Raw genomic sequence first — 13,361 nt, 5'->3', positions numbered from 1 at the left:
AGCTCGTCGGCAGAGCCGAAAGGAAACTGGTCATTATCAACCCAAATATCACTACCGGAAACGACGCACCAATAAGCTTGCTCTGTCATTTTCTTATCACTTTTTTTTAACATCCCTATGCCTCATTGCTTGCAGTTCGTTCATTTTACTGGCAATCTAATTTCATACTAGAGTTGTGGCAGAGAATATTTCAAGCTATTACTTTTAGTAGATATCGATAAACGGACCCTGCTTAGGCAATTTCAATGATCACAAGGTTGTGATCAGATCATGAGGACATGGTCATGCTAAATAAATTTAAACAAATACAAGAACAATGGGGTGGCTCAAGCGAGGTCATCGATCATTGGCTCGAAACTCGACAAGCTCTCATCGTCGAATATTGCAAGCTAGGTGCCTTGCAGCCAGCTAGCAACGGGCAATCAAACGTTGTTGAACTCCCTTCTCCTAAAGAAATAAGCTCATTCTGCGATCATGTTGTCGATTATATCTCAGAAGGCCATTTTAAGATCTACGATATGGTCATGAAGAAATGGCAAGCAACAGGCTTTAAAACCAATGATGAGATTGATACAACTTACGCGAAGATCGTACTCACAACCGAGCCACTTCTAGAGTTCAATGATAAGTACGTTAAAGTAAGTGCAAACGATGAGTTGCCTAACTTCGAAGGAGATATGTCGAAAGTAGGTGAACTACTCGAAGTGCGTTTTGAAGTAGAAGATAATCTTATCCAGCTAATTGCAGACAGCTTAGCGATTCCACCAGGCGCTTAGTTAACTGAACTTTTAAGAAGCTTGCCTCTGTGCAAGCTTTTTGTTTTGCCCATAATTCCCCTACCCACTCAACTCTGTTGAAGCCTAAGTACCACCAGCAAACTACCAATCCTTATCCAAGACTCATCCCGATTATTGTCTTTCCACCGATGCTTCAGATTCACCAGCTAGCATGAGTAAAAATAGGCTTAAACCCACATACCAATAGCCCAAACGCCAGATACAAAAAAAGGCACCCGAAGGTGCCTTTTTCTTATCTCTTAGAGATTACTCTTCTGAAGAGAAACCTGCATTTAGAAGTGCTGCTAGGTTGTCAGTAGCTTGTTCAGCTGATGGACCTTCCTGCTCTTCTTCACGCTTAGCTTGACGCTCTTGGTGGTATGCGAAACCAGTACCAGCTGGGATCAGACGACCAACAATTACGTTCTCTTTCAGACCGCGAAGATCATCACGCTTACCAGAAACCGCAGCTTCTGTTAGTACGCGAGTCGTTTCTTGGAACGATGCAGCTGAGATGAATGACTCAGTTGCAAGAGATGCTTTAGTAATACCTAGTAGATCACGTTCGAAACGTACTAGTTCTTTACCTTCAGCTTCTAGCTTACGGTTAGCAATCTTCACGTTGTGGTACTCAACTTGTTCGCCAGGTAGGAACTGAGAGTCACCAGAATGTGTGATTGTACACTTACGTAGCATTTGACGAACGATAGTCTCGATGTGCTTATCGTTAATCTTAACGCCTTGTAAGCGGTAAACTTCTTGAACTTCGTTCGCGATGTACTGAGTTACTGCGTGGATACCACGTAGACGCAGGATATCGTGTGGAGTTTCAGGACCGTCGGCGATTACATCACCACGTTCAATCTTCTCACCTTCGAACACGTTCAATTGACGATGCTTAGGAATCATCTCTTCGTAAGTGTCACCACCTTCACGAGTGATTACTAGACGACGCTTACCTTTCGTTTCTTTACCGAACGACACAGTACCCGTGTGCTCAGCAAGGATCGCAGGCTCTTTAGGCTTACGAGCTTCGAATAGGTCTGCTACGCGTGGTAGACCACCGGTGATATCTTTGTTACCGCCAGATTTCTGAGGGATACGAGATAGTGTGTCACCAATGCCAACTTCAGCGCCATCTTCGATGTTTACAATCGCTTTACCAGGTAGGAAGTAGTGAGCTGGCATTTCAGTACCAGGGATCATTACATCGTTACCTTGCTCGTCAACAAGTTTGATAGCTGGACGCATATCTTTACCTGCTGCTGGACGAGCCGCTGCGTCTGTAACTTCAGAAGAAGAAAGACCAGTTAGATCATCCGTTTGACGAGAAACAGTTACGCCATCGATCATATCAACGAACTGGATGCGACCTGCCACTTCAGTGATGATTGGCATAGTGTGCGCTTCCCAGTTAGCAACAACTTCGCCAGCTTCTACTGCGTCGTTGTCCGCTTTGCTCAGTACAGAACCGTAAGGAAGTTTGTGCTTCTCTTTAGTTCGACCGAACTCATCAACAATCGTCATCTCAGATGCACGAGAGGTGATAACCAGCTTCTTATCTTTGTTGATTACGAACTTAGCGTTGTGAAGTTTCACAGTACCAGTTGTCTTAGCTTGGATGCTGTTCTCTGCTGCTGCAGTAGATGCCGCACCACCGATGTGGAACGTACGCATCGTTAGCTGTGTACCCGGTTCACCGATAGATTGTGCAGCGATAACACCAACTGCTTCACCTTGGTTCACTAGGTGACCACGTGCTAGGTCACGACCGTAACACTGTGCACAACAACCGAAGTCTGCATCACAGGTAACAACAGAACGCACTTTCATGCTATCTACAGAGTTGTCTTCCATGATCTGACACCACTTCTCATCAATCAGAGTATTACGTGGAATCAGTACATCTTCAGTACCAGGCTTAAGAACGTCTTCAGCTACTACACGACCTAGAGCAAGCTCAGAAAGTGCAACTTTAACGTCACCACCTTCGATGTGAGGCATCATGTCGATACCTTCGTGCGTGCCACAGTCATGTTCGTGAACTACAACGTCTTGAGCAACGTCTACTAGACGACGAGTTAGGTAACCCGAGTTCGCTGTTTTCAGTGCTGTATCCGCAAGACCCTTACGAGCACCGTGCGTTGAGATAAAGTACTGAAGGACGTTTAGACCTTCTTTAAAGTTCGCTGTGATCGGCGTTTCGATGATTGAACCATCTGGACGCGCCATCAGACCACGCATACCTGCTAGCTGACGAATCTGAGCTGCAGAACCACGTGCGCCCGAGTCGGCCATCATGTAGATGCTGTTGAACGATTCTTGCTGTTCTTCTTCGCCGTCACGGTTGATAACTGTTTCAGAAGATAGGTTATCCATCATCGCTTTCGCAACGCGGTCATTCGTAGATGCCCAGATATCGATAACTTTGTTGTAACGCTCACCCGCAGTAACAAGACCAGATTGGAATTGCTCTTGGATTTCACGAACTTCTTCTTCAGCAGATTCAATTTCATCGTATTTCGCTTGAGGTACAACCATATCGTCGATACCTACAGAAACACCTGAAAGTGCAGCGTATGCAAAACCTGCGTACATGATTTGGTCAGCGAATACTACTGTGTCCTTAAGACCAAGCTTACGGTACGCTTCGTTAAGTAGGGTAGAAATTTGCTTCTTACCTAGCTTTTGGTTAACGATGCTGTACGGTAGGCCAGCTGGAACGATTTGCCATAGCATTGCACGGCCAACTGTTGTATCAACCAGTTTCGTTTCAGTAGTGCTGTTACCATCTTCGTCTACTACGGTCTCAGTGATACGAACTTTAACGCGAGCGTGTAGCTCAGCAGTCTTAGTACGGTATGCCTTCTCAGCCTCTTCAGGGCCAGCAAGGTACATACCTTCGCCTTTCACGTTGATCTTTTCACGAGTCATGTAGTAAAGACCCAATACAACGTCCTGAGAAGGTACGATGATCGGATCACCTGACGCTGGCGACAGAATGTTGTTTGTCGACATCATCAGAGTACGTGCTTCAAGCTGTGCTTCTAGAGTTAGAGGCACGTGTACCGCCATTTGGTCACCATCGAAGTCGGCGTTGTATGCCGCACACACTAGTGGGTGAAGCTGAATCGCTTTACCTTCGATTAGTACTGGTTCAAACGCTTGGATACCTAGACGGTGAAGTGTAGGTGCACGGTTAAGTAGTACTGGGTGTTCGCGGATTACTTCGTCTAGGATATCCCAAACGATAGCTTCTTCGCGCTCTACCATCTTCTTAGCAGCTTTGATTGTCGTAGCCATGCCACGAGTCTCTAGCTTGCTGTAGATGAACGGCTTAAATAGCTCAAGTGCCATCTTCTTAGGAAGACCACACTGATGTAGACGAAGGTATGGACCTACTGTAATTACAGAACGGCCAGAGTAGTCTACACGTTTACCTAGAAGGTTCTGACGGAAACGACCTTGCTTACCCTTGATCATATCAGCAAGAGATTTCAGAGGACGCTTGTTCGAACCTGTGATTGCACGACCGCGACGACCGTTATCTAGAAGTGCATCAACAGACTCTTGCAGCATACGCTTTTCGTTACGTACGATGATGTCCGGAGCAGCTAGCTCTAGAAGACGCTTCAAACGGTTGTTACGGTTGATCACACGACGGTAAAGGTCGTTCAGATCTGAAGTCGCAAAACGACCGCCGTCTAGTGGTACTAGAGGACGTAGATCTGGCGGAAGAACCGGAAGTACAGTCAGAATCATCCATTGCGGATCGTTACCCGATGCAATGAACGCTTCAACTAGCTTCAGGCGCTTAGTGATCTTCTTACGCTTAGTTTCAGAGTTAGTTGTTTCCAACTCTTCGCGCATTTCTTCCACTTCTTGATGAAGGTCCATTGTTGCAAGCAGATCTTTGATCGCTTCTGCACCCATCTTAGCAGTGAATTCATCACCCCACTCTTCTAGGCGATCTAGATACTCTTCTTCAGTAAGCATCTGAGATTTTTCTAGATCAGTCATACCTGGTTCAGTTACTACGTACATTTCGAAGTACAGAACACGTTCGATATCACGTAGAGGGATATCCATTAGTAGACCGATACGAGACGGTAGCGATTTTAGGAACCAGATGTGAGCAACTGGTGAAGCAAGCTCGATGTGGCCCATACGGTCACGACGAACTTTAGTTTGTGTAACTTCTACGCCACACTTCTCACAGATAACACCACGGTGTTTCAGACGCTTGTATTTACCACAAAGACATTCGTAGTCTTTAACTGGACCAAAAATACGCGCACAGAACAGACCATCGCGTTCAGGTTTGAACGTACGATAGTTGATCGTTTCAGGTTTTTTAACTTCACCGAAAGACCATGAACGGATCATGTCTGGTGAAGATAGACCGATTTTGATTGCATCAAATTCTTCGGTCTTATGCTGCGCTTTTAGAAAGTTTAATAAGTCTTTCACAATCAGCTCCTGTAAGGAGTTAAAAGGGGCTCACCCGCAAAAGTGAGCACCTTCAACCAAATAATCTCTTTTCTCTAGAAAGAAAGAAGGGATTACTCTTCGTCTTCTAGCTCGATGTTGATACCTAGCGAGCGAATCTCTTTCAACAGTACGTTGAACGACTCTGGCATGCCAGGTTCCATGCTGTGGTTGCCATCTACGATGTTCTTGTACATCTTAGTACGGCCGTTAACGTCATCCGACTTAACTGTTAGCATTTCTTGAAGCGTGTAAGCAGCACCGTATGCTTCTAGTGCCCATACTTCCATCTCACCGAAACGCTGGCCACCGAACTGAGCTTTACCACCAAGTGGTTGCTGAGTTACTAGGCTGTACGAACCAGTAGAACGAGCGTGCATCTTGTCATCAACAAGGTGGTTCAGTTTCAGCATGTACATGTAACCTACAGTTACAGGACGCTCAAACGAGTCACCAGTACGACCATCAAACAGTTTAAGCTGACCAGATTCTGGCAGATCACCCAGTTTAAGTAGTTCTTTGATTAACGCTTCAGAAGCACCATCGAACACAGGAGTAGCAATCGGTAGACCGCCACGTAGGTTCTTGATCAGTGTACGAACTTGATCATCAGACAGTTCAGCAATATCAACTTTCTGACGAGTATCACCAAGATCATAAACCTTCTGTAGGAACTCACGGAACTTATGAAGTTCTTGTTGTTCCTTAACCATTTGGTTGATCTTGTCACCGATACCTTTCGCTGCCAGACCTAAGTGTACTTCTAGGATCTGACCGATGTTCATACGCGATGGTACACCCAGTGGGTTAAGTACGATGTCTACAGGCTGACCTTTCTCATCGTATGGCATGTCTTCAACAGGGTTAATCTTAGAGATTACACCTTTGTTACCGTGACGACCCGCCATCTTATCACCAGGCTGGATACGACGTTTAACCGCTAGGTAAACTTTAACAATCTTAAGAACGCCAGGCGCTAGATCATCACCTTGAGTGATCTTACGACGCTTAGTTTCAAACTTCTTATCGAAGTCTGCTTTTAGCTCATCCCACTGCTCAGCAAGTTGCTCAAGCTGTGTTTGTAGCGCATCGTCTTCTAGAACTTGCTCTAGCCATTGCTTACGACCGATCGTATCAAGCTTAGCTTCAGAGTAACCACCAGACAGAAGTACAGCTTTAACACGGTTAAGAAGGCCACCCTCAAGAATTTGGAACTCTTCAGTTAGGTCTTTCTTCGCTTCTTTAAGCTGCATCTGTTCGATTTCAAGTGCACGCTTGTCTTTCTCTACGCCATCGCGAGTGAAGACTTGTACATCGATGATAGTACCCGAAACAGAGTTTGGTACACGTAGAGAAGTATCTTTAACATCAGATGCTTTCTCACCGAAGATTGCACGTAGTAGCTTCTCTTCAGGAGTCAGTTGAGTTTCACCTTTAGGTGTTACTTTACCAACTAGGATGTCGCCACCCTTAACTTCAGCACCAATGTAAACGATACCTGACTCGTCTAGTTTAGACAGAGCAGACTCACCTACGTTTGGAATATCAGCTGTGATCTCTTCAGAGCCCAGCTTAGTATCACGAGCCACACAAGATAGTTCTTGGATGTGGATAGTCGTGAAACGGTCTTCTTGAACTACGCGCTCAGATACTAAGATCGAGTCTTCGAAGTTGTAACCGTTCCAAGGCATGAACGCGATACGCATGTTTTGACCAAGTGCTAGCTCACCAAGGTCTGTTGAAGGACCGTCAGCTAGTACGTCGCCACGTGATACAGGTTCACCCGGTAGCACTGTAGGACGTTGGTTGATACATGTGTTCTGGTTTGAACGCGTGTACTTAGTTAGGTTGTAGATGTCGATACCAGCTTCGCCAGGTACTAGCTCATCTTCGTTAACCTTAACTACGATACGAGAAGCGTCCACAGACTGAATCATACCGCCACGTTTAGCAACCGCCGTAACACCAGAGTCAACTGCGATGTTACGTTCGATACCAGTACCTACTAGAGGCTTATCAGCCTTAAGTGTTGGTACCGCTTGACGTTGCATGTTCGCACCCATCAATGCACGGTTCGCATCATCGTGTTCTAGGAACGGGATAAGCGATGCAGCGATAGATACTACTTGGTTTGTCGCAACGTCCATGTAGTCAACGTGGTCGCGAGGGTGAAGACCAGATTCACCTTTTTGACGAGCAGTGATTAGCTCATCTGCGAACGTACCTTCTTCAGTAAGAACGGTGTTCGCCTGCGCGATTACAAATTGACCTTCTTGGATTGCAGACAGGTAATCAACTTCGTCTGTTACTACGCCATCTACTACACGACGGTACGGAGTTTCTAGGAAACCGTAATCGTTACAACGTGCAAATGCAGACAGTGAGTTAATTAGACCGATGTTTGGACCTTCAGGCGTTTCGATCGGACATAGACGACCGTAGTGAGTTACGTGAACGTCACGTACTTCGAAGCCTGCGCGCTCACGAGTAAGACCACCAGGACCTAAAGCAGAGATACGACGCTTGTGCGTAACTTCTGACAATGGGTTGTTTTGGTCCATGAACTGTGAAAGCTGTGAAGAGCCAAAGAATTCTTTAACTGCAGCAGAGATAGGCTTAGCGTTGATTAGATCTTGAGGCATGATTGCATCAAGGTCACCAAGGCTTAGACGCTCTTTAACGGCACGTTCTACACGAACTAGACCAACACGGAATTGGTTTTCTGCCATTTCACCTACAGAACGGATACGACGGTTGCCAAGGTGGTCGATATCGTCCACTTCGCCTTTACCGTTACGGATGCCGATCAGTTTCTTCATCACTTCGATGATGTCTGATTCATCCAGAGTACCGCGCTCTTCTTCTTCTTCACGCTCGATAGAGCTGTTGAACTTCATACGGCCTACAGTTGATAGGTCGTAGCGTTCTTCTGAGAAGAATAGGCTTTCGAATAGAGACTCTGCAGCTTCTTTCGTTGGTGGCTCGCCAGGACGCATCATGCGGTAGATTTCTACCAATGCAGAGATGCGATCTACTGTGCTATCTGCACGTAGAGTGTCTGACATGAATGGACCATGGTCTAGGTCATTCGTGAACAGTACTTCTAGAGCTTTGTGACCCGCTTGAGATAGGTTAGCAAGTGCCTCTAGGCTGATCTCTTGGTTCGCGCCAACGATGATCTCGCCAGTTGCTTCGTTGATGTAATCTTTAGATGCAACTTTACCAACGATGTACTCTACAGGTACTTCGATGTGCTCAACGCCATCTTTCTCAAGTTGACGGATGTGGCGAGCAGTAACACGACGACCAGTCTCAACGTAAACTTTACCGTTTGCTTCGATGTCGAATGACGCAGTTTCACCACGTAGACGATCAGGAACCAACTCCATAAGAAGAGTTTGGTCTTTCACTTCGAAGTTCACCTTGTCGAAGAACAGATCTAGGATCTCTTCAGTTGACTTACCTAGTGCACGAAGGATGATTGAAGCTGGTAGCTTACGACGACGGTCGATACGTACGAATAAGTTATCCTTAGGATCGAACTCAAAGTCTAACCATGAGCCACGGTAAGGAATTACACGTGCGTTATAAAGAACTTTACCAGATGAGTGGGTCTTACCCTTATCACTGTCGAAGAACACGCCTGGGCTTCGGTGCAGCTGGGATACGATAACCCTCTCGGTACCATTAATTACGAAAGTACCATTGTCTGTCATAAGCGGAATTTCGCCCATGTAGACTTCTTGTTCTTTAATGTCTTTTACAGTACCTGCTGGCGCATCTCGATCAAAGATAACTAGACGTAGTTTAACGCGTAGTGGCTTTGAGTAAGTTACACCACGGATTTGACATTCTTTAACATCAAAAACTGGCTCACCAAGACGGTAGCTAACGTATTGCAGCTCAGAATTGCCGTTGTAGCTCTGAATTGGGAATACAGAACGAAAAGCAGCCTCAAGACCGTATTGACCTTCTGGATCCTGTTCGATGAATTTATCGAAAGAATCAAGCTGGATCGATAACAGGTATGGAATGTCCAAAACTTGTGGACGAGTACCAAAGTCCTTACGGATGCGCTTTTTCTCGGTATAAGAGTAAACCATGGGGTTCCTCAGCTCGCTGATAAGTGACCCAAACTACCCAAAACACTCCTCGGAGGGGGTAGTGACTAACAGCTGTTTAATGTAGTGAACAATCATATCGAAAACATGACTGTTTTTTTGCTCGGGTTATGACGCTTAAACAGCGGAAAATTCGTCATAGCCCTACAGCGCAAAAAGGCCGGTGGTTAAATAACCACCAGCCATTAGCCTTGCGGCTAAGAAATTAAGTAATAATTACTTAACTTCAACAGAAGCGCCAGCTTCTTCTAGCTGTGCTTTAAGAGCTTCAGCTTCAGCTTTGTCAACGCCTTCTTTTAGAGGTGCTGGAGCTGAGTCTACAAGACCTTTAGCTTCTTTAAGACCTAGGCCAGTTGCGCCACGTACAGCTTTGATAACTTGTACTTTGTTAGAACCAGCAGAAGTTAGGATAACGTCGAATTCAGTTTGCTCAGCAGCAGCGTCGCCGCCAGCAGCGCCACCAGCTACAACTGCAGCAGCAGCTGATACGCCGAATTTCTCTTCCATAGCTTCGATAAGCTCAACAACTTGCATTACAGACATTTCTGCAACTGCGTCTAGGATTTGCTCGTTAGTAATAGACATAACAATTCTCTTTTAAGTCAACAATAAGTTTAATTTGCAACCAGTGAAAAGCAAGGCTTAAGCCGCTGCTTCTTCTTTTTGGTCACGTAGTGCAGCGATAGTACGAACCAGCTTGCCAGCAGAAGCTTCTTTCATGCACATCATTAGGCGTGCGATAGCTTCGTCGTAAGTTGGTAGTGTCGCTAGTACTTCAGCATCAGTAACTGCGCCTTCAAATGCAGCAGCTTTGATCTCGAAATCTTTGTTCTCTTTAGCGAAGTCTTTGAAAAGACGCGCTGCAGCACCTGGGTGCTCGTTAGAGAACGCGATCAGAGTTGGACCAGTGAAAGTGTCAGTTAGACACTCGTAGTCTGTACCCTGAACCGCACGGCGTGCTAGTGTGTTACGAACAACTTTCATGTAAACACCCGCTTCGCGAGCTTGTTTACGTAGAGAAGTCATTGCGCCAACTTCAACGCCACGAGAATCAGCTACAACTGCAGAAAGTGCACCATTAGCTGCTTCGTTGACTTCAGCAACAATTGCTTTTTTGTCTTGAAGATTTAAAGCCATTTGGATTAACCTCTGGTTGTGATTACAGCACCCATTACAGTGTGTAATGAGCGTTTACGATGCTAATAAATATGAATCACTTCATTTATATTAGGCACCGCCTACGTAGGTTTTATTAAGCTGTAGCTCCGAAAAGTACAGCGCCTACGGTCTTGGGATAGATAATTTGAATTGCTTCAAATCACCCAACCACAAATATTAGGCGCAGAAGTATACACTAAATCTGCGCCTAAGCAAATTAGTTTGCTTGAGTGTTCAGGCTAGCCTGATCAACAGCAACACCAGCACCCATAGTAGTAGAGATGCTTACTTTCTTCAGGAAAGTACCTTTCGCTGAAGAAGGCTTAGCTTTCTTAAGAGCAACTAGAAGAGCTTCTAGGTTCTCTTGAAGCTGGTTAGCTTCGAAAGATGCTTTGCCGATAGTAGTGTGGATGATGCCGTTCTTGTCGTTACGGTAACGAACCTGACCAGCTTTAGCGTTCTTAACAGCTTCAGCAACGTTAGGAGTTACAGTACCAACTTTAGGGTTTGGCATAAGGCCGCGTGGACCTAGGATAGTACCTAGTTGACCAACAACACGCATTGCATCTGGAGAAGCAACAACAACGTCGAAGTTCATTTCGCCTTTCTTCACTTGCTCAGCAAGATCTTCCATACCAACAACATCTGCGCCAGCTTCTTTAGCTGCTTCTGCGTTTGCACCTTGAGTGAACACAGCAACGCGGATTTCACGGCCAGTACCGTGAGGTAGCACAGTTGCGCCACGTACGTTTTGGTCAGATTTACGAGCATCGATGCCTAGGTTAACAGCAACGTCTACAGACTCAACGAATTTAGCAGTAGCTAGTTCTTTAAGAAGTGCAACAGCTTCGTTGATTTCGTATTCTTTAGTCGCGTCAACTTTGTCGCGGATTACGCGCATACGCTTAGTAAGTTTTGCCATCTTATTAACCCTCTACCACTAGGCCCATTGAACGAGCAGTACCAGCGATTGAACGCTTCATTGCTTCGATGTCAGCACCAGTCATATCAGCAGCTTTAGTTTCTGCGATTTCTTGGATTTGAGCGTCAGTTACAGTACCCACTTTTTCAGTGTTTGGACGACCAGAACCAGACTTAACGCCAGCAGCTTTCTTAAGAAGAACAGCAGCAGGTGGAGTCTTAGTTACGAACGTGAAAGAACGGTCGTTGTATACAGTAATAACTACTGGAGTCGGTAGACCTTTCTCAACAGATTCTGTTTTTGCGTTGAACGCTTTACAGAATTCCATGATGTTAACACCGTGTTGACCTAGAGCAGGACCAACCGGTGGCGACGGGTTTGCCATACCAGCTGCAACTTGCAGTTTGATATAAGCTTCAACTTTCTTAGCCATGATATTTCCTAATATTTGGGTACATGCGCTAGCCGTAAGGCAAGCTCCCCATAAATTCAATTAACGCTTTTTACTTCCATAGAAGCAAAAAGGCGCGAAATTATAATCATAATTCGCGCCTTAAACAACCCTAAAAAGGTGATTTTTTATACTCTTTTATTTTGAACAAGTTGCTAATAAGTTATCCACAACTTAGTTCAACTAATCGAGTCTTAGTCCAGTTTTTCAACCTGACCAAATTCAAGCTCAACCGGTGTTGCACGACCAAAGATCGATACAGATACCTTAATGCGGCTCTTCTCGTAATCTACTTCTTCAACAGTACCGTTGAAGTCAGCAAATGGACCATCGTTAACACGAACCACTTCACCTGCTTCGAACATTGTCTTAGGACGTGGAGCTTCGCTCGCTTTCTCTAGACGGTTCAAGATAGCATCAGCTTCTTTATCAGTGATTGGTGCTGGACGATCAGAGGTACCACCAATGAAGCCCATAACACGCGGAATGCTGCGTACTAAGTGCCATGATTCATCATTCATGATCATTTGAACTAATACGTAGCCAGGGAAGAATTTACGTTCACTTTTACGACGTTGCCCAGCACGCATTTCCACTACTTCTTCAGTAGGTACTAGCACATCGCCAAATAGTTCTTCCATGTTGTGCATTTTAATATGCTCGCGTAGCGATTGTGCAACACGACCTTCAAAACCAGAAAAGGCTTGAACTACATACCAACGTTTTTTTGGAGCTTCACTCATGAATCAGAACCCTCTACACCCCAGTCGCTAGAGAAACTAAACGGACCATAATGCCGTCAATTCCCCAAAGCACTAGAGACATAACAATACATACAGCTAAAACGATCAATGTAGTTTGCATAGTTTCTTGGCGAGTAGGCCAAACCACTTTACGAATCTCCATGCGAGATTCTTTTGCAAAATCGATCGCAGCTTTACCTTTAGTTGTTGTTGCTGCAACGCCTAGTGCGGCAGCAATCAGCACAACTACACCTGCAGCGCGAATTACAACAGACAATTCACCATACAGGTAATTACCCACAACAGCAGCGGCTAACAGTACAAAAGCGACTACCCACTTCATTGTATCTGCTGCACTTGAGCTATCAGGAGTTTCAGCGTTTGCTTTCATAAAACCAACCTGTGATAAGTCTTAGATATAGACGACAATAACCCCGCTGTTGCAGGGCACATTCCTTTGCGTTGCAGAACAACACATCTAACAGTCATTTTAGTCAAAAAGACTGTTTAATTCTTTACTAAGAGCTGAAATTGATGCCAATTCGCTCAACTCTTTTTTTAGCGCAGAAAAAGGGCATCAAATGATGCCCTTTTTACTAGTGGTTCGTCAAATCTTATGCAAAGATTTTAGCTACAACACCAGCACCAACTGTACGGCCACCTTCACGGATAGCGAAACGTAGACCTTCGTCCATTGCGATT

The 13,361-nt window shown here is 45.3% G+C and carries 9 protein-coding genes and 2 pseudogenes; 1 reads left to right on the top strand and 10 read right to left on the bottom strand.

Translation table 11 applies throughout. From position 1 onward, the window contains the following. Positions 1-113, bottom strand: a pseudogene (locus BCT81_RS07630) (NAD(+) diphosphatase); the annotation flags it as partial. 165 nt (positions 114-278) lie between these two features. Between BCT81_RS07630 and rsd the strand changes: the two are divergent. Next, the gene (rsd, locus tag BCT81_RS07625) at positions 279-776 is read left to right on the top strand and encodes a sigma D regulator (protein ID WP_102423728.1); all 498 of its coding nucleotides are present in this window, start codon (positions 279-281) and stop codon (positions 774-776) included. A gap of 267 nt (positions 777-1,043) precedes the next feature. Here rsd and rpoC read toward each other — a convergent pair whose 3' ends face one another. The 9 genes and pseudogenes from rpoC to BCT81_RS07580 form a co-directional block, all read right to left on the bottom strand. Next, the gene (rpoC, locus tag BCT81_RS07620; protein ID WP_102423727.1) at positions 1,044-5,246 is read right to left on the bottom strand and encodes a DNA-directed RNA polymerase subunit beta'; all 4,203 of its coding nucleotides are present in this window, start codon (positions 5,244-5,246) and stop codon (positions 1,044-1,046) included. Positions 5,247-5,338: 92 nt separating this feature from the next. Continuing rightward, positions 5,339-9,367, bottom strand: a complete 4,029-nt coding sequence (gene rpoB / locus BCT81_RS07615) for a DNA-directed RNA polymerase subunit beta (RefSeq protein ID WP_008224041.1) — start codon at positions 9,365-9,367, stop codon at positions 5,339-5,341. A 234-nt stretch (positions 9,368-9,601) separates the two neighbouring features. Then, positions 9,602-9,970, bottom strand: coding sequence for a 50S ribosomal protein L7/L12 (rplL, locus tag BCT81_RS07610; RefSeq protein ID WP_061034324.1), 369 nt, complete (start codon positions 9,968-9,970; stop codon positions 9,602-9,604). A gap of 57 nt (positions 9,971-10,027) precedes the next feature. Beyond that, positions 10,028-10,522 carry a 50S ribosomal protein L10 gene (gene rplJ / locus BCT81_RS07605; RefSeq protein ID WP_004737075.1) on the bottom strand — a complete coding sequence of 165 codons (495 nt, stop codon included), beginning with the start codon at positions 10,520-10,522 and terminating at the stop codon, positions 10,028-10,030. Between the two features lie 238 nt (positions 10,523-10,760). Then, the gene (gene rplA / locus BCT81_RS07600) at positions 10,761-11,465 is read right to left on the bottom strand and encodes a 50S ribosomal protein L1 (RefSeq protein WP_004737074.1); all 705 of its coding nucleotides are present in this window, start codon (positions 11,463-11,465) and stop codon (positions 10,761-10,763) included. 4 nt (positions 11,466-11,469) lie between these two features. Next, positions 11,470-11,898, bottom strand: a complete 429-nt coding sequence (gene rplK / locus BCT81_RS07595; protein ID WP_026084318.1) for a 50S ribosomal protein L11 — start codon at positions 11,896-11,898, stop codon at positions 11,470-11,472. A 212-nt stretch (positions 11,899-12,110) separates the two neighbouring features. Next, the gene (gene nusG, locus BCT81_RS07590; RefSeq protein WP_032549909.1) at positions 12,111-12,659 is read right to left on the bottom strand and encodes a transcription termination/antitermination protein NusG; all 549 of its coding nucleotides are present in this window, start codon (positions 12,657-12,659) and stop codon (positions 12,111-12,113) included. A 13-nt stretch (positions 12,660-12,672) separates the two neighbouring features. Further along, on the bottom strand, positions 12,673-13,050 hold the full coding sequence (secE, locus tag BCT81_RS07585) for a preprotein translocase subunit SecE (RefSeq protein WP_004737071.1): 378 nt from the start codon (positions 13,048-13,050) through the stop codon (positions 12,673-12,675). 223 nt (positions 13,051-13,273) lie between these two features. Next, positions 13,274-13,361 (bottom strand): annotated as a pseudogene (locus BCT81_RS07580) (elongation factor Tu); the annotation flags it as partial.

The organism is Vibrio sp. 10N.261.52.A1 (assembly GCF_002876325.1).
GTDB classification, from domain to species: domain Bacteria; phylum Pseudomonadota; class Gammaproteobacteria; order Enterobacterales; family Vibrionaceae; genus Vibrio; species Vibrio chagasii.
Note: the sequence above shows the minus strand (reverse complement) of the source record. Positions and strands in the feature narration are given on the sequence as shown.